This window comes from Ligilactobacillus animalis KCTC 3501 = DSM 20602, assembly GCF_001434535.1.
Classification (GTDB): domain Bacteria; phylum Bacillota; class Bacilli; order Lactobacillales; family Lactobacillaceae; genus Ligilactobacillus; species Ligilactobacillus animalis.
Map to the genome: position 1 here is coordinate 39,658 of NZ_AYYW01000057.1, position 16,722 is coordinate 56,379.

The window sequence follows — 16,722 nt, forward strand, 5'->3', positions numbered from 1 at the left end:
AATGGAATGCGATTTAAACGTGTATTTACATTAGTGATCGACTCAGTAGGGATCGGTGCTGCTAAAGATGCGGCTAAATTTGATGATGAAGGCTCTGATACTCTAGGCCACATCACTTCTTATTGGAATGGTGAATTAAAATTACCTAATTTAACGGCTTTAGGTTTGGGCAATATTCGGGCTGATTCGCCATTAACAGGTGTTTTACCAGTTGAAACCCCACTAGCTTACTATGGTAAGATGCAAGAGATCTCGGCTGGAAAAGATAGTATGGACGGTCACTGGGAAATGATGGGCTTGCCAGTTACTGAACCACTGGGCTTTTTCCCTAACGGATTCCCCGAACCCTTGATCAAGGCGATCGAAGGATTTAGTGGACGTAAAGTGATCGTCAATCGTCCGATCTCGGGGACTGAAGTGATCGCTAAATACGGTGAGGAACAGTTAGAAACTGGGGCCTTGATCGTGTATACCTCAGGTGATTCGGTCTTACAGATCGCAGCTAATACAGCGATCATCCCACTCGATGAGTTATATCGGATCTGTAAATATGTTAGAGAAATAACGATCGATGAATATCACATCGGGCGTATTATTGCGCGTCCTTATGTTGGCAAAGATAAAAACGAATTTAAACGAACGTCTGACCGCCATGACTTTACGTTAGTCCCTCCAAAAGATACAGTCCTGGATATGTTGGGTCAAGCTGGCTTTGAAGTTATCGGAGTTGGGAAAACGAACGACATTTTTTCAGGTAAAGGGATCGATACGGGGATACACACTGAAAGTAATGATGACGGGATGACTAAGACGATCGAAGTTGCTAAAACAGATTTTACAGGTCTGTGTTTTACGAACTTGGTCGATTTTGATGCGATGTATGGTCATCGCCGTGATCGTGAAGGCTATGGTAAAGCGTTGGCAGCATTTGATGAACGTTTGGGTGAGCTACTGGGGAATTTACAAGCTGACGATCTATTGCTGATCACAGCTGATCATGGTAACGATCCTGGATTTAAAGGGACCGATCATACCCGTGAGTATGTGCCTTTATTAGCTTACTCACCAAGTTTTTCTAAGGGTAGTTCGTTAGGGATCCGCGATACTTATGCTGATCTAGGTGCAACGATCTTAGATAATTTTGCGCTACCAAATAAAACGGACGGTAAGAGTTTTTTAGCCGATTTACGGAGGAATTAAGATGAGTGAACATATTGAAGCCAAGAAAGGTGATATTGCTAAGATCGTTTTGCTACCAGGTGATCCTTTACGGGCCAAACATATTGCCGAAACGTTTTTAGAAGATCCGATCTGTTACAATACAGTTCGTAATGCATTGGGTTATACAGGAACTTATAAAGGCGTAAAGATCTCGGTCCAAGGAACAGGGATGGGGATCCCCTCAACTTTGATATATGCCGAAGAGTTGATCAATTACTACGAGTGTGAGATCTTGATCCGTGTCGGCACATGCGGTGGAATGGCACCCGAAATAAAAGTTAGAGATGTCGTCTTAGCGCAATCGGCAACGACTGATTCGGCCATCATTCAAAATACTTTTGGCAGTGGTCTTTATTATGCGCCTACAGCTGATTTTAGTTTGCTCAATCATGCATATGCTGCAGCTAAAAAAGAGCAGATCGCAGTTAAGGTCGGTAATATCATCTCAGAGGATCGTTTTTATAATGATGAGATTGATCGGGAAAAATTGATCCAATACAAGGTGCTAGGGGCTGAGATGGAAGCAGCAGGCCTATATCTGATCGCAGCAAAGTATAATGTAAGGGCTTTAGCTGTTTTGACGATCAGTAACCATATTATAAGTGGCGAGTCAACACCAGCGTCTGAGCGTGAACGATCATTCAACGATATGGTGAAAGTTGCGCTCGAAGCTGCAGTTTCACAAATTAAAGCGTAGAAAGGTGGGAGCTACAATGCGAATGGTAGATATTATCGAACGCAAACGTAATGGAGCAGAATTGACAAAAGAAGAGCTACACACTTTTATCGAGGGTTATACTAAAGGCGAGATCCCAGATTATCAAGCTAGTGCTTTTTTGATGGCAACATATTTCAATGGGATGACAGCTAAGGAACAAGCAACCTTTGCTTTAGAGATGTTGCATTCAGGTGATGAGGTCGACTTGTCGCTGATCCCAGGTATCAAGGTCGATAAACACTCAACTGGTGGTGTGGGGGACAAGACCAGTATCCCTTTAGCTCCGATGATCGCTGCGTTAGATATTCCGATCCCGATGATCTCGGGTCGTGGTCTGGGACATACTGGAGGAACATTGGATAAATTAGAAGCGATACCAGGATTTAAGGTCGAACTCAGTGAAGCTGAATTTATCCAGCAAGTTAAAGATATCAACTTGGCGATCATCAGTGCTACCGGCAATATCGCGCCCGCAGATAAGAAATTATATGCTTTACGTGACGTTACTGCAACGGTCGATTCGATCCCATTGATCGCTGGTTCCATTATGAGTAAGAAGATCGCTTCTGGCACTGATGCGTTGGTCTTAGATGTTAAGACGGGCTCAGGTGCATTCATGAAGACCCAAGAGAAAGCTAAGGCCTTAGCACAAGCGATGGTCGAGATCGGTAAAAACGTGGGAATGCGTTGTATGGCAGTTATCTCTGATATGAATCAACCATTAGGCAATACGATCGGAAATACGCTTGAGATCGAAGAGTCGATCGAGATCTTAAAGGGTAATGGACCTAAAGACATCACTGATCTTGTCTTAACATTAGGAAGTCAGATGGTAGTTTTAGCTGGAAAAGCAGAAACTTTAGAGCAAGCACGCGAAATGCTGATCGAAGTTTTAGTCAACGGTAAAGCTCTTGAAAAATTTGGCGATATGATCGAAGCGCAAGGTGGCGATCGCAATATCATCGATGATTATAGTTTGATGCCACAGGCAAAATATCAGATCACGATCAAAGCTCCTAAGGCAGGCTATATTTCTAAAATGACTGCTGATGAATTAGGGGTAGCAAGTATGCTACTTGGCGGTGGTCGTCAAAGTAAAGAAGATACGATCAATTATGCGGTCGGTCTACGCTTGCACAAAAAAGTCGGTGATCGGGTTGAAAAAGATGAGGAGCTAGTGACCGTCTATAGTGATCAAAAAGACATTGAGCAAGTTGAAAAATTGATCTTAGATAATATCGAGATCGGTGAGAAGACTAATGCTGTTCCGTTGATCCATGAAATAATCAAATAGCAGATAAGATAGTATTGTTAGGGATGTAAGGCTTAACAATGCTATTTTTTGATTTGCATAATTTAGTGATCCATATTAAGATAATTATCACATTGAAAAATGGGAGGAAACAGAGTTGAAACTATATGAGTTGACGTTGAATAACGTTTTTTATGTAGATCAACAACGAAAAGATATTTATTTAGTTCATGTTAGGTATCCACAATATTTTAAGTTGTGGCAACCAGCTTTACCGTGTGTGAAAGCTAAAATCGATATCAAAGATCGTGTCGAACGGCCAGAAGTGAGATTTCATGAGGGAAAATTTACGCGTTTTAATGTAACGTATCATTTTCCCAATACAGGTCTATCAAAACCTGATTATAAGGTCAATCTCTTATTTCACTCGGAATTTATCAAGATCACGCGCCATCATATCGAGCATGTACATAAAAATTTATTGGAGCAGTTGCCAGATGATTTCACTAAAAGTGAGATGGTCTCGTTGGATGAACTTGAAGAAAACTTCAATAATGATGGTTATGTGGGCCAATATTTACAGGCAACATTGCAAGCAGTAAGTTAAAATGATCATTTTAAAGTATCAGCAATGATGCTTTTTTTGTATTTAAAACTTATAGATAATAGTAGTTTGCTAAGAAATTGTCCAAAGCTCTTGTGTATCTTACTAAAAAGAAGGAAAATGGGGGCCATATCAATATAGTTTGGGGGAAAATAGTATGGTACCGGAGTATTTAGAGAAGTATATGGACAGATATATACGGATAATCTTAGCAGATGGGAAGTGGGTAAGTGGTCATGTTTTTGGGTTTGCGCTTCCAGAAGATACACCAGATGGTACTTGGGGAATCATCTTGACTAAAAAGCGCGAGCGGAGGTGTGTCGTTACTTTTCCGACCAAAACGATCACTGAGACCCAGGTCAAAGAGATCGATATCATCAAGGTCAATTTGGAACAAAGAGTGATCAACAGAATTGGGGATGGTTATTGGTGGCTAAAAAATGGCTTCGAATATGTTTGGTGGAAGCTAAGGAATTTTATTTTTAGATACTGAGTTTAGAATTGAAAGAATAAAAATAGAATTTTAAGTATATATTTTTTTGAATATTGTTGCAATTTAAAAGTGAAGTTGCTATAATATTCTTTGTTATGGAGAGTTGGCAGAGTGGTAATGCACCGGACTCGAAATCCGGCGAACCGGCTAATACCGGCGCGCAGGTTCAAATCCTGTACTCTCCTTAAATATACCTGTTATGTCAAGGGGTTAGGGCTGTTATGCCCACCAAATGTCCCCCACAGAGGAAATATGAAAACCATCTGGTGATTATCAGATGGTTTTTTGTGTATATTTGTTCATAGGTTTTGTGGCTAGGGCTAAGATCATATCGCTACTAGTGAAGTGATGATTCGACTTGTGTTTTAGAGTCCATTTTAGTTTTAAAACCCGCCACAGAGGACGGGAACTATGTTTTATTTAAAATCGATAGTTAATGACTCAGGAGCGTCAGCAACTGTTTCAAAGGTGTCGGTGTTAGCAATGGAGTCTAGATTGAATGTAAGTTGATTTAGTTTAGAAACATCATCAGAATTAATAAGTGCTTGTGCATGCTCGTCTTTATGTGCATGTGCAGCAATTGCAGATCCTACACCTTCATCAATCAACCCACTACCCATACTTAACTGTTGACCATAATTCGGAACTAATGACTTTATACCGTTAAACTGGAGTTCAGAGTCAGATGAATTATCTAATGTATAAGTTACTTGAATAACGTATGATGGTGAGGTAACGTTGGCGGAATCAAAAGTGGTGGAAATAAGTTCTTTTTGCTGGTCTGTTTTAGGCTCGTATTTTAATAACTTAATATTTTTAATTTTAAAGTTCATGGGACCGTAGTTAATTTCAGCATTTGTTGGTGAAACGATTCGCTCTAAAGTTACTTTTCCACTAGTTGGATCATCATGCCATTGTCCCACTTTTAAAAGTTCTCCAGCAGTAACCTTTTTGTTATCTCGAGAAGAACTATTTTTCTTTACCTTAGCACTGGAAGACGAGGCTGATTTATTTGAATTATCAACTGTGTTACTGCAACCAGCCAATGTTAAGGCTGATAGAAGTAGCAGACTAATAGTTTTAATACTTTTATACATATTGTAAATCTCCTTTTTATTATTTCAGCTTTTTACGACATCAGTTCTTTGGTCAAATGTAACTCTATGATCTACTTAAAATATAAACTTCAAAAAATTACTTAACGAAAAATGATAGGGCTTACAAAAAATGGATGGATAAATAAAGTTGAACGAACTTAGACCAGCATTATTTTAATGTAATCCAGTCCATATAACGTTTAGCCTATTTTGGAATATTGTAATCACGTAATAATTGTTCTGGTTTTACATATTCAGCAGCTTTCAGGCTATAAGTTGAAAGCTCAACTGCAAAAATATTAATCTTATTTTTTAAATACCTTAATACATTTATTATATTATCATAATTAAACCAAGGAATACATTTTTAACAAGTATTCAGATGACATATATTATCATGAATGATACACATTACTAAAAGGGGCGGTATTTCAACTAATTACGAGATAAGTTTTAAAAGAAAATAAAAAACATCTGCAAATTGTAACTTGTCAATAAAAATTACCATGTCTACAGCAATAATAAATTTGCGCAGAATTACATAGATCAAGCAAAAAATTTGCTTTCTAGTACCAGTATGTTTAAATAGAAGTAATTTAAATGTTGGAGGTATTTTAAAATGGAAATTCTTTTTCATGGTGTTGCAACAAAAACAAATGGAACTCCCGTAAAAGTCGGTGAAAAATTGCCTGCGTTTACTGTAAAAGATGCAGCTGATACCGTTAAAACTGGAACGCAGCTTTTTACTAAGGTAAGTTTGATCAGTGTCGTACCTGATATCGACACCCGTGTTTGCAGCCTCTCGACAAAACGTTTCAATCAAGAAGTTGATAATTATAATAATATTAATTTTTATACGATCTCGACCAATACCTTAGAGCAACAAAAGAATTGGTGTGCCGCTGAAGGTGTGGCCAAACTTGAACTTTTATCCGATGCCACGGCTGAATTTGGTAAAGCTATGGGCTTATATGTTGAAGAAAAAGGGATCGATGCACGCAGTATTTGGATCGTCGATACTGAAGGCAAAGTTCTCTATCAAGAATTATTGACAGAACAATCGGATGAACCAAATTATGCTAAAGCTTTAGAATTTTTGGATAGTTTGGATCAATGCTAAAATTTCTCGGATTATTACTTGTACTATGGTTACTTTTTAAAGTCACTGATGGTGCCCTTAGGGGATGTATAGCGATCTTTGCCTTTGTGATTTTAGGTGTGGTCTTATTAGCCTTCTTAGGCTTGTTACTAAAGCTTTGATGGCTTCTTTTGGTATTTTTCTTGTTAGGGGTCGTAGTGGCTAATAAAAACTAAAATAGGCTTGACTTTGAAGCTGGTTAATATTATGCTGAATAGTATAATATCAGACCGGTTTAAAGAGATGAGTAATTTGAGTTTGTCGTCCAGAGAGCGGAGGTTGCTGGAAATCCGTCGATCAGGCTCAAGTGAAAGACGACTCTTGAGGTGCATATGAGAGTATGCCGCAGATAGGTGCGTTATCCTAAAGTGATAAATTAAGGTGGTACCGTGCTGTTTGCGCCCTTGTTGAAACAATTCAACAAGGGCCTTTTTTGTTACCGGGACATTTTTAGGAGGAAATCCATGAAATACCAACGTCCGAAGGGCACAGCCGATATTTTGCCAGCTGAATCAGCAAAATGGCAATATGTTGAAGCTAAGGCTCGTGAACTATTTAAAAAATATCGTTACCATGAAATGCGGACTCCGATCTTTGAAAGTTTCGAAGTTTTTTCTCGCACATCGGGTGAAACCTCTGACATCGTAACTAAAGAAATGTATGACTTTTATGATAAAGGTGAACGGCATATCACTTTACGGCCAGAAGGAACTGCCGGAGTGGTACGTAGCTTTGTTGAAAATAAATTATACGGTCCTGAGTTGCAAAAACCCGTCAAAACTTACTATATGGGACCGATGTTTCGTTACGAACGGCCACAATCTGGACGTTTACGTGAATTTCATCAGATCGGGGTCGAAGCTTTTGGCGTTGACAGCCCAGCTTTAGATGTTGAAGTGATCGCAATGGCTATCGATCTTTTGGAAAGCTTTGGGTTAGATAGCTTGAAGTTAGCATTGAATACTTTAGGTGATAATGAATCACGTCAAGCTTACCGTCAAGCTTTGATCGACTATTTAGAACCATTTGCCGATCAACTTTCAGATGATTCCAAAGAACGTCTGCACAAAAATCCGTTGCGGGTCTTAGATAGTAAAGATAAAAAAGATCAAGAGATCGTAGCTGATGCACCATCGATCTTGGATTATCTAACACCTGCAGCAACAGAACATTTTGAAACACTAAAGAAACTCTTAGATGATCTAGGGATCAAGTATGAAGTCGATCCTAATATGGTGCGTGGTTTAGATTACTACAATCATACGATCTTTGAGATCATGAGCGATTCGAAAGCCTTTGGTGGCAAGTGGACGACCGTGTGTGCCGGTGGTCGTTACAATGGCTTAGTTGAACAACTCGGTGGCCCTGAAACACCGGGAATCGGTTTTGGTTTAGGGGTTGAACGCTTGTTATTAGTTTTAGATGCAACTGAAAATGGCTTACAACTTGAAGATCCCCTTGATGTTTATGTTGTTGGGATCGGTCAAAGTGTCAATGCTGAAACGTTAAAATTAGTCCAAAGCTTGCGCCACCAAGGTTTTAGCGCCGATCGTGATTACCTTGATCGTAAACCTAAGGGGCAATTTAAAACAGCTAGTCGCTTGAATGCAAAATATACTTTGACTTTAGGTGAAACTGAATTAGCTGAACAAAAAGCTAACTTAAAGAGTATGGAAACTGGCGAAGAGATCAGCGTTTCGTTAGCGGATATCTATGCTAACTTTGCTGGCCTATTAGCTTAAGAAAGAAGGATAGACATGGAACGTACAACATATGCAGGTTTAGTTGATGAAAAATATTTAGGACAAGAAGTAGTTTTAAAGGGTTGGGTCCAAAAGCGCCGCGACCTTGGGAACTTGATCTTCGTTGATCTTCGAGATCGTGAAGGGATCGTCCAACTTGTCTTTAGTCAAGAATTCGGAGCTGAAGCACTTGAGATCGCTGAAAATATCCGGAGTGAATATGTGATCGAAGTTGAAGGGAAGGTCGTTAAACGTGCTAACGCTAACCCTAACATGAAGACGGGTCAGATCGAAGTTGAAGTTTCTAAGATCACCGTTTTAAACGAAGCTAAGACAACACCATTTGATATTTCTGACGATATCAACGCTTCTGATGATCTGCGTTTACAATATCGTTATTTAGATCTTCGACGTCCAGAAATGTTGAAAGCTTTGAAGATCAGAAATCGGATCACACAAGCAGTTCACCGTTACTTGGATGAAAACAATTTCTTGGATATCGAAACACCATATCTAACACGTTCAACGCCAGAAGGAGCGCGTGACTATTTAGTTCCATCGCGTGTTTACCCAGGACACTTCTATGCTTTGCCACAATCACCACAATTGTTCAAGCAATTATTGATGGGCGCTGGCGTGGATCGTTACTATCAGATCGCACGTTGCTTCCGTGACGAAGATCTGCGGGGGGATCGACAACCAGAATTTACCCAGATCGATATGGAAATGTCATTTATGACAGCTGAAGAGATCCAAACGATGACAGAAGGCTTGTTGAAAGCCGTAATGAAAGATGCTTTAGGTGTAGAATTAGAAACACCGATCAAGCGGATCACATGGAATGAAGCAATGGATCGCTTTGGTTCTGATAAGCCAGACATGCGTTTTGGTATGGAATTGACGAACATGGCTGATGCAGTCGCCGGGGCTGGTTTTAAAGTTTTTGACAGCACATTAGAAAACGGTGGACAAGTCAAAGCGATCACTGTTCCTGGTGGAGCCGATAAGTATTCACGTAAGCATATCGATGAAAAACAAGAGTACATCAAGCGCTTTGGGGCTAAGGGATTAGCGTGGCTCAAAGTTACAGATGAAGGCCTAACTGGTCCGATCGCTAAGTTCTTTAAAGAACGCGAAGACAAGATCTTAGCAGCTAGTGGTGCTAAAGCAGGTGACATGATCTTATTTGTGGCTGATAAGCCAAAAGTCGTGGCTGATGCACTTGGATATCTTCGGGTAGCTATTGCTAAAGAATTAGACATGATCGATAAGTCACAATTTGCCTTTGTTTGGGTCGTTGATTGGCCACTATTTGAATACAGTGAAGAATTCGAACGCTATATTGCTGCTCACCATCCATTTACAATGCCAAATGAAGAAGATCTTGAGTTATTAGCGACTGACCCACATAAATGCCATGCACAAAGCTATGACATCGTGTTGAATGGTTATGAATTAGGTGGCGGTTCGATCCGTATCCACCAACGTAGTGTGCAAGAAGCGATGTTTAAGGCTTTAGGCTTTACAGAAGAAAGTGCCAAAGAACAATTTGGTTGGTTCATGGACGCCTTAGACTTTGGTTTCCCTCCACACGGTGGTTTAGCACTTGGGTTAGACCGTTTTGCAATGTTATTAGCTGGTAAAGATAATATTCGTGAAGTGATCGCCTTTCCTAAGAACTCCAAGGCTTCTGAACCGTTGACACATGCTCCAAGTCCAGTGGCAGATAAGCAATTGGATGAACTTTATCTAACGACTGAAGTCCCAGAAGATAAGGCTTAATTTATTATTTGATAGCTTGTCTAAGTATTTACTTAGGCAAGCTATTTTTTACATAAAGTGGTTTGTTCAGAAGCCAAAGTGCGGTATTATTATTTAGAGAATGGTTTACAAGCAAAAACAGCGGTGTATTATTTCAAGGTAAAGTTATTTAAAAATTTTAAGAAAAAATGCGGATCTGTTTCTTGTATAGCTGAGATAACTTTTGTGCTTGAAAGGATTTAATTACAATGGATGAACTACAAAAGATTTGGAAACGCCATGTTTATATCGCTAAGGCTTCGACAGCATTTATTTACGGTGTTTTAGTTTCGATCGCGATGAACTTTTTTTGGGAGCCGGGGCATATTTACTCTTCAGGGATCACGGGTCTAGCTCAGCTGATCGCTACTTTGACAGCTAACTTGCCAGTCCAGCTCTCGACAGCGTTACTGATCTTTATCTTAAATGTGCCACTCTTTATCTTGGCGTGGTTTCAGATCGGCCGCCGGTTTACCTTTTTCACGGTTTTAGCGGTCTTTTGCTCATCACTTATGATCAAGTCACTTCAACCGATAACGCTGACACACGATCCGATAATTTGTGCGCTTTTTGGCGCTGCGATCAATGGCTTTGGAACGGGCTTGGCTTTGAAAAATGGGATCTCTACTGGGGGCTTGGATATTTTAGGGTTGACGATCAGAAAACACACGGGTAAAAGTGTTGGCACGATCAACATCATCTTCAATGCTTTTATCGTTTTAGCTGCGGGGGCGGTCTATGGCTGGCCTTATGCCTTCTATTCTGCATTAGGTATCTTTGTCAATGCTCGGGTCATGGATATGGTCTATACGCGGCAACAAAAAATGCAAGTCATGATCGTGACCAATAAACCAAAGAGCGTGATCGATTGTATTCAAAATCACATGCGCCGTGGGATCACGATCGTTCATGGTGCCGAAGGGGCATATAAGCATGATAGAAAGACGATCTTGTTTACGGTGATCTCCCGATATGAACAACCCGAATTACGTCAGGCAATGACAGAATCGGATCCACATGCTTTTGTAAGTATTGCAGAAAATGTGCATATCATGGGGCATTTCTACGAACCAAAGCCATAGAAAGGAAACCGGTCAATGGAAAAATATGTAATCTCGATGTATGATAAGGGCCAAAATGAAGCTGGTCCCAAAGCTAAAGTTGATGCTGAAAATTTTTTAGCCACTGAGGGCTTTAAAAAGCTGAATTTTTATTTTTCAGGGGCTAGAAAAGCTAAACTTATGAGCTATAAGCAGAGTTTTTGGGATATTCCGCGTCAGATCAAAAAGTTAGAGCCCCAGACGGTGGTTTTTCAATATCCGTCTTTTGATCAGCGCACTGATCAGGCGATCGTGAAAAGTGTACGTCGCTTTACTCAAGCCAAGTTATTGTATCTGATCCATGATATCGAATCTTTGCGTGCTTATGCTGATGATGTGGCTTATCGCAAAAAAGAGATCGCATTTTTGAATCAAAGTGATGGTTTGATCGTGCATAATGAAAAAATGAAAGCTTGGCTCAAAGAAAATGGGGTCACTAAGCCAATGACTGTGTTAGAGATCTTTGATTATGCTAATCCAGTCAAACTAGCTACTGATCGCCCTTATGAAAAGAGTATTTGTTATGCGGGCAATTTACAAAAAGCCGATTTTTTACAAAAGTTGGATCTCAGTATCCCGCTAGCCTTATATGGTCCTAACAAGGCTGCTACTTATCCCAAGAATATCACTCACTATGGTTCATTTCCGCCAGATGAATTGCCAGCAAAATTAACGCAAAATTTTGGCTTGGTCTGGGACGGTACGAGTATCGAACGCTGTGACGGTAGCTTTGGAAATTACTTAAAATATAATGATCCTCATAAAACTTCACTTTATCTGAGTTCGGGGCTTCCAGTCATCATCTGGAAAGAAGCGGCCTTAGCTGATTTTATCGTAAAAAACCAAGTGGGACTGGCTGTCGATAACTTAGCACAACTAGATGAGATACTAAATGAATTGACACCAGAAGAGTATTACCAGATGTGTCAAAATGTAGCCAAAGTGGCTCATAAGATGCGTACGGGGGCGTATTTAAAGGAAGCTGTGACAAAATTAGAACATGAGGTGACAAAATGATCCCTAAGATAATCCATTACTGTTGGTTTGGCCAAAATGAAATGCCTAAACAGTATCGGCAATATATTGAAGGTTGGAAAAAAATTTGTCCCGACTATGAGATCATTGAGTGGAATGAAGAAAATTATGATGTCGAGCAAGTAGCCTATACTGCTCAAGCTGCCAAAGTCGGTAAGTGGAGTTTTGTCTCTGATTATTTAGGATTTGATGTCGTTTACCGCTATGGTGGGATCTATTTGGATACGGATGTTGAATTACTTCAAACGTTAGACCACATTTTAGAAAATGATGCTTTTTTTGCGATCGAAGAAAATGAGAGTGGGGCTGAAGTTGCACCAGGATTAGGTTTTGGAGCTAAAAAAAATCATCCACTATTAAAGCAGCTACGCGATATGTATAATGACTTGGAATTTATCAAAGCCGATGGTTCGTTAAATACAGTCGCGATCCCAGTTTATACCACGCAATTGTTGGAAAAGCTGGGCTTTAAACGTCAAGATAAATTACAAAAGTTGGGGGATGTGACGATCTATCCAACGACTTACTTTGCACCAATGGATTTTTTAACGGGGCAGATAACTCTCAGTCCCGAGACGATCAGCATCCATCACTACAGTGCGTTATGGCAAACACCGACCAATTTACGCCATATTGAGAAGATGCGCCGGATCAATCGCCGTTTTGGTAAAAAATGGGGGATGCGGATCAATTTTTTGTGGCGGGTTTGGTGGGCGCTCGAACGCCGGATCAAGAAGTTATGGGGGGAAAGTAAATGACAAAGATCAGTGTGATCGTTCCAGTCTATAATGTTGAAGCTTATCTACCAAAATGTGTCTCAAGCTTAGTCAAACAAACTTTCACTGATTTTGAAGTTATTTTAGTAAATGACGGGAGTACTGATAGTTCGGCTAAGCTTTGTGAAAATTATGCTGACCAATATCCATCGCTCATCAAAAGTTATACTAAGCCAAATGGTGGGCTATCGGATGCGCGTAATTTTGGGATGCAGTATGCAACTGGACAATATATCATGTTTTTAGATTCAGATGACTATCTTGCGCCACATGCTTTGACGAATATGTACGCCTTAACTGAAAAAGGAAACAAGAAGATCGTTGAGTGTGATTTTTATTGGGAATATCCGAATAAAAAGATAAAAGATCAAGCGCCTAAATATGCTTCACTCAAAGATTATATGATTCGTGGACGTGTGGTCGCTTGGAATAAATTATATTTACGGACATGGCTGTTAGATACAAAAGTAAAATTTCCCAAGGGAAAACTCTATGAAGATCAAGACTTTTTCTTTAAATTAGTGACTTATTTAACTGATATCACAGACGTAGCCGTTGATAGCGAGTGTGAAGTTTATTACGTACAACGCCAAACTTCGATCTCATACAGTGAGACGACACGCATCGCTGAAATCTTGTGGATCTATCAAGATATCATTGATTTTTATCAAACTAAAGGGCTCTTTGAGACCTATTATCTTGAATTGGAGTATCGTTTTGTGCGAAACTTATTAGGAAATGTTTTATTGCGCAAGGTCGTTAAATTAAAAGATAAGCAACTAAAGCGTCAACTCTTAGATCAGATCTGGCAACAAAAAAAGATCTGGTTCCCAGATTTTGCTAAAAATCCATATTTGCGTCAAAAAAGTAAAGTTGATCTATATTTACGTTGTGTCAATCCACTAACTTATCGACTATTTTATCTTTAAAAATGAGGTGAAAAAATGCTAATAGGTTCACATGTCGGCATGAAGGGTAAGGAAATGTTGCTGGGGGCAGCAAAAGAGGCTGCTAGTTATGAGGCTTCGACCTTTATGATCTATACGGGGGCACCCCAAAATACGCGACGTAAACCGATCGCGGAGCTAAATATCGAAGCAGGCCAGGCGTATATGGCAGAACACGGCTTAAGTCAGATCGTTGTTCATGCTCCCTATATCGTTAATCTAGGTAATACTAAAAAACCGGAAAATTTTGGGTTTGCAGTCGAGTTTTTACGGGCTGAAGTTGAACGGGCTGAAGCTTTAGGAGCAACTCAGATGACGCTTCATCCCGGAGCCCATGTCGGTGCGGGAGCAAAGGCTGGGATCGAAAGTATTGCTAAGGGCTTAAATGAAGTCATCCGACCTGATCAAAAACTTCAGATCGCTTTGGAGACGATGGCGGGCAAAGGAACAGAGGTCGGACGGAGCTTTGAAGAATTAGCTCAGATCATCGATTTGGTAAAATATAATGACAAGCTATCCGTTACTTTGGATACTTGCCATACAAATGATGCAGGCTATGCGATCAAAGACGATTTTTCGGGCGTTTTAACGGAATTTGATAAGATCATTGGTTTAGATCGACTAAAAGTGATCCATTTAAATGATTCCTTGAATCCCCAAGGAAGCCATAAGGATCGGCATGCTAATCTAGGGTTTGGGACGATCGGTTTTGACAGTTTAGCAAAGATCGCTAAACTTGAAGAATTAGCTACACTACCGAAAATCTTGGAAACACCATATGTAGGTCCCGATAAAAATGATCGTTATGCGCCATATGGTTATGAGATCGCAATGTTACGCGCAGGTGAATTTGACCCTGAGTTACTCGATAAGATCTACCAAAATAAGGGTAAAAAATAGACATAAAAAAACTAAGATCTAAATTGAACACGTCAATTTACAGATCTTAGTTTTTTATTTATCTTTGTGCGTTGCTATCCAAACTTTCAGTAATTATCGTTGCAGTCTCTTCGATCGATTTGTGGGCCACGTTGATCACAGGACAACCAAGTTTTTTGTAAAGTTCGTTAGCAAAATTCAATTCGCTTTCGATGTTGTTGATGTTTGAGTAGTGTGTATCTGGATCAAGACCATAAGAGATCATCCGTTCACGTCGGATCCCATTTAAGATCTCAGGGTCGTTAGTCAAACCAAAGATCTTGTTCGGATCGACTTTATAGATCTCTTCTGGGATTTGCGCCTTAGGAACAAGGGGTAAGTTAGCCACTTTATAGCCACGATTAGCTAGGAAAAGTGACAACGGAGTCTTCGATGTCCGCGAGATCCCCAATAAGACCAGATCTGCCTTTAAAAAGCCAGCTGGGTCTTTACCATCGTCATAGGTAACAGCAAATTCAAGAGCTTCGATCCGATTGAAATATTCTTTATCGGTATTGTGATTGATCCCAGCTTTTTGTAATGGTTTTTCACCGGCTTTTTGTGAGAATTTTTGGATAACATCACTTAAAGCATCGATCACGGCTAAACCATTTTCTTGGCAGTAGTTATTTACAAAAGTCGATAGTTCTGGATCGACGAAAGTATGCACGATGATAGCAGATTCACGTTTGGCCTTGTTCATGATCCCTTGGACCAAAGAAACAGTCTTGATCAATGGGTAACGTTGGATCTTGAAATCTGCGTTAGGAAATTGGACACTAGCAGCTTCGGCGATCGCATAGGCGGTCTCCCCGAGTGAATCTGAGATCGCATAAACATGTAATTCATTTGACATAAAAATGCCTCCCTTAATTATGATAAAGTGTTAAAAAACGACTTATTCTATGAAAAATTATAGCCTATCTAACAAGTGATTCCAAGAAAAATGGCTAGGGTAAAAAAAACTGTAAAACTTTAACTTTTCACCGGTCGGATCATAAATGAACACTAATTATGTAAAAGTTTATAAAGTTATGTTGACTCTAACTTTTAATTTAGTTTATAATGGAAAGGAACTGTTGAGGTTTGTACAATTAAGACGGTTACATTTAAGCTCGGAGGGAGGGAAACAACCATGTCAAAGACAGTCGTTCGTAAAAACGAATCTCTTGATGACGCTCTTCGTCGCTTCAAACGTTCCGTTTCAAAAACAGGTACTTTGCAAGAATATCGGAAACGTGAATTCTACGAGAAGCCAAGTGTAAAACGTAAGAAAAAATCCGAAGCAGCAAGAAAGCGCAAAAATAAGCGTCGTTTCTAGTTTCTAGAGGAGGCTAATGTGATGAGTTTATTAGATTCATTACAAAAAGATATGGTAGCTGCAATGAAAGCTAAGGATAAGGGCCGTTTGGCAACTGTTCGGATGCTCAAAGCTGCAGTTACAAATGAACAAATCAACGTTGGACACGACTTGACTCCTGATGAAGAAGTAAGCGTGTTATCTCGTGAGTTGAAGCAACGCAAGGATTCTTTAGAAGAATTCAAGGCTGCTGGGCGTGATGAAGCTGTCCAAAAACTCGAAGAAGAGATCAAAGTTGTTGAAGGTTACTTGCCAAAACAACTCAGTGCAGATGAAGTAAAGGCCGTTGTTGAAGAAACGATCAATCAGGTTGGAGCAACATCAAAAGCTGACTTCGGTAAAGTAATGGGGGCAGTGATGCCTAAGTTAAAGGGTAAAGCTGATGGTAAATTAGTCAACTCTACCGTAATGTCATTGCTTAATAAATAAGCAAAGAGTCGAGATGCTAGATCTCGGCTTTTTTCTTATTTGTTCAAGTTTACTTTGAATTTGATTATCGAATTGATAATCAGTATAATTGG

At 39.8% G+C, this 16,722-nt stretch carries 17 protein-coding genes and 1 tRNA gene; 16 read left to right on the forward strand and 2 right to left on the reverse strand.

Annotation, left to right across the window (positions count from 1 at the left end; translation table 11 throughout):
- Window positions 1-6 precede the first annotated feature (6 nt).
- From FC30_RS08070 to FC30_RS08095, 6 genes are all read left to right on the forward strand, one after another.
- Window positions 7-1,200 (forward strand): phosphopentomutase, encoded by a 1,194-nt coding sequence (locus FC30_RS08070; protein WP_010689144.1) that lies wholly within the window; start codon window positions 7-9, stop codon window positions 1,198-1,200.
- 1 nt (window position 1,201) lies between these two features.
- On the forward strand, window positions 1,202-1,918 hold the full coding sequence (gene deoD / locus FC30_RS08075; RefSeq protein ID WP_010689143.1) for a purine-nucleoside phosphorylase: 717 nt from the start codon (window positions 1,202-1,204) through the stop codon (window positions 1,916-1,918).
- Window positions 1,919-1,934: 16 nt separating this feature from the next.
- Window positions 1,935-3,233, forward strand: coding sequence for a pyrimidine-nucleoside phosphorylase (locus tag FC30_RS08080; protein WP_010689142.1), 1,299 nt, complete (start codon window positions 1,935-1,937; stop codon window positions 3,231-3,233).
- 115 nt (window positions 3,234-3,348) lie between these two features.
- Window positions 3,349-3,798, forward strand: a complete 450-nt coding sequence (locus FC30_RS08085) for a hypothetical protein (RefSeq protein WP_010689141.1) — start codon at window positions 3,349-3,351, stop codon at window positions 3,796-3,798.
- Window positions 3,799-3,952: 154 nt separating this feature from the next.
- Complete coding sequence (locus FC30_RS08090) at window positions 3,953-4,288, forward strand: hypothetical protein (protein ID WP_010689140.1); 336 nt, start codon at window positions 3,953-3,955, stop codon at window positions 4,286-4,288.
- A gap of 97 nt (window positions 4,289-4,385) precedes the next feature.
- A tRNA-Ser gene (locus FC30_RS08095) sits at window positions 4,386-4,473 on the forward strand.
- 231 nt (window positions 4,474-4,704) lie between these two features.
- Here the strand turns inward: FC30_RS08095 and FC30_RS08100 are convergent.
- On the reverse strand, window positions 4,705-5,385 hold the full coding sequence (locus FC30_RS08100) for a hypothetical protein (protein WP_010689139.1): 681 nt from the start codon (window positions 5,383-5,385) through the stop codon (window positions 4,705-4,707).
- Window positions 5,386-6,004: 619 nt separating this feature from the next.
- Here FC30_RS08100 and tpx point away from each other — a divergent pair.
- The 8 genes from tpx to FC30_RS08145 all read left to right on the forward strand — a co-directional run bounded on the left by tpx (window position 6,005) and on the right by FC30_RS08145 (window position 14,823).
- Window positions 6,005-6,505, forward strand: a complete 501-nt coding sequence (gene tpx / locus FC30_RS08110) for a thiol peroxidase (protein WP_010689138.1) — start codon at window positions 6,005-6,007, stop codon at window positions 6,503-6,505.
- Between the two features lie 482 nt (window positions 6,506-6,987).
- Window positions 6,988-8,265: a histidine--tRNA ligase gene (gene hisS, locus FC30_RS08115; protein ID WP_010689137.1), complete on the forward strand. Its 1,278-nt coding sequence runs from the start codon at window positions 6,988-6,990 to the stop codon at window positions 8,263-8,265.
- Between the two features lie 15 nt (window positions 8,266-8,280).
- Complete coding sequence (gene aspS, locus FC30_RS08120) at window positions 8,281-10,047, forward strand: aspartate--tRNA ligase (RefSeq protein WP_010689136.1); 1,767 nt, start codon at window positions 8,281-8,283, stop codon at window positions 10,045-10,047.
- Between the two features lie 227 nt (window positions 10,048-10,274).
- A complete protein-coding gene (locus FC30_RS08125) occupies window positions 10,275-11,147 on the forward strand; it encodes a YitT family protein (protein WP_010689135.1) in 873 nt (290 codons plus the stop codon).
- A gap of 15 nt (window positions 11,148-11,162) precedes the next feature.
- On the forward strand, window positions 11,163-12,182 hold the full coding sequence (locus FC30_RS08130; RefSeq protein ID WP_010689134.1) for a sugar transferase: 1,020 nt from the start codon (window positions 11,163-11,165) through the stop codon (window positions 12,180-12,182).
- Complete coding sequence (locus FC30_RS08135) at window positions 12,179-12,958, forward strand: glycosyltransferase family 32 protein (RefSeq protein ID WP_010689133.1); 780 nt, start codon at window positions 12,179-12,181, stop codon at window positions 12,956-12,958. Before FC30_RS08130 ends, FC30_RS08135 begins: the two co-directional genes overlap by 4 nt.
- Window positions 12,955-13,905, forward strand: a complete 951-nt coding sequence (locus FC30_RS08140) for a glycosyltransferase family 2 protein (RefSeq protein ID WP_010689132.1) — start codon at window positions 12,955-12,957, stop codon at window positions 13,903-13,905. Before FC30_RS08135 ends, FC30_RS08140 begins: the two co-directional genes overlap by 4 nt.
- A 15-nt stretch (window positions 13,906-13,920) precedes the next feature.
- Window positions 13,921-14,823 (forward strand): deoxyribonuclease IV, encoded by a 903-nt coding sequence (locus FC30_RS08145; protein ID WP_033193008.1) that lies wholly within the window; start codon window positions 13,921-13,923, stop codon window positions 14,821-14,823.
- Window positions 14,824-14,881: 58 nt separating this feature from the next.
- Here FC30_RS08145 and FC30_RS08150 read toward each other — a convergent pair whose 3' ends face one another.
- Window positions 14,882-15,697: a pyruvate, water dikinase regulatory protein gene (locus FC30_RS08150; protein ID WP_010689130.1), complete on the reverse strand. Its 816-nt coding sequence runs from the start codon at window positions 15,695-15,697 to the stop codon at window positions 14,882-14,884.
- A 279-nt stretch (window positions 15,698-15,976) separates the two neighbouring features.
- Between FC30_RS08150 and rpsU the strand changes: the two genes are divergently transcribed.
- Both rpsU and FC30_RS08160 read left to right on the forward strand, forming a co-directional pair.
- Window positions 15,977-16,162: a 30S ribosomal protein S21 gene (gene rpsU, locus FC30_RS08155; RefSeq protein ID WP_003694124.1), complete on the forward strand. Its 186-nt coding sequence runs from the start codon at window positions 15,977-15,979 to the stop codon at window positions 16,160-16,162.
- Between the two features lie 21 nt (window positions 16,163-16,183).
- Window positions 16,184-16,630, forward strand: coding sequence for a GatB/YqeY domain-containing protein (locus FC30_RS08160; RefSeq protein WP_004047933.1), 447 nt, complete (start codon window positions 16,184-16,186; stop codon window positions 16,628-16,630).
- Window positions 16,631-16,722 lie beyond the last annotated feature (92 nt).

What these genes read in the sequence shown, in the direction of transcription:
- FC30_RS08070 (WP_010689144.1), top strand. Translation starts at nt 7, where the DNA reads ATGCGATTTAAACGTGTATTTACATTAGTGATCGACTCAGTAGGGATC.
- deoD (WP_010689143.1), top strand. Translation starts at nt 1,202, where the DNA reads ATGAGTGAACATATTGAAGCCAAGAAAGGTGATATTGCTAAGATCGTT.
- FC30_RS08080 (WP_010689142.1), top strand. Translation starts at nt 1,935, where the DNA reads ATGCGAATGGTAGATATTATCGAACGCAAACGTAATGGAGCAGAATTG.
- FC30_RS08090 (WP_010689140.1), top strand. Translation starts at nt 3,953, where the DNA reads ATGGTACCGGAGTATTTAGAGAAGTATATGGACAGATATATACGGATA.
- FC30_RS08100 (WP_010689139.1), bottom strand. Translation starts at nt 5,385, where the DNA reads ATGTATAAAAGTATTAAAACTATTAGTCTGCTACTTCTATCAGCCTTA.
- tpx (WP_010689138.1), top strand. Translation starts at nt 6,005, where the DNA reads ATGGAAATTCTTTTTCATGGTGTTGCAACAAAAACAAATGGAACTCCC.
- hisS (WP_010689137.1), top strand. Translation starts at nt 6,988, where the DNA reads ATGAAATACCAACGTCCGAAGGGCACAGCCGATATTTTGCCAGCTGAA.
- aspS (WP_010689136.1), top strand. Translation starts at nt 8,281, where the DNA reads ATGGAACGTACAACATATGCAGGTTTAGTTGATGAAAAATATTTAGGA.
- FC30_RS08125 (WP_010689135.1), top strand. Translation starts at nt 10,275, where the DNA reads ATGGATGAACTACAAAAGATTTGGAAACGCCATGTTTATATCGCTAAG.
- FC30_RS08130 (WP_010689134.1), top strand. Translation starts at nt 11,163, where the DNA reads ATGGAAAAATATGTAATCTCGATGTATGATAAGGGCCAAAATGAAGCT.
- FC30_RS08135 (WP_010689133.1), top strand. Translation starts at nt 12,179, where the DNA reads ATGATCCCTAAGATAATCCATTACTGTTGGTTTGGCCAAAATGAAATG.
- FC30_RS08140 (WP_010689132.1), top strand. Translation starts at nt 12,955, where the DNA reads ATGACAAAGATCAGTGTGATCGTTCCAGTCTATAATGTTGAAGCTTAT.
- FC30_RS08145 (WP_033193008.1), top strand. Translation starts at nt 13,921, where the DNA reads ATGCTAATAGGTTCACATGTCGGCATGAAGGGTAAGGAAATGTTGCTG.
- FC30_RS08150 (WP_010689130.1), bottom strand. Translation starts at nt 15,697, where the DNA reads ATGTCAAATGAATTACATGTTTATGCGATCTCAGATTCACTCGGGGAG.
- rpsU (WP_003694124.1), top strand. Translation starts at nt 15,977, where the DNA reads ATGTCAAAGACAGTCGTTCGTAAAAACGAATCTCTTGATGACGCTCTT.
- FC30_RS08160 (WP_004047933.1), top strand. Translation starts at nt 16,184, where the DNA reads ATGAGTTTATTAGATTCATTACAAAAAGATATGGTAGCTGCAATGAAA.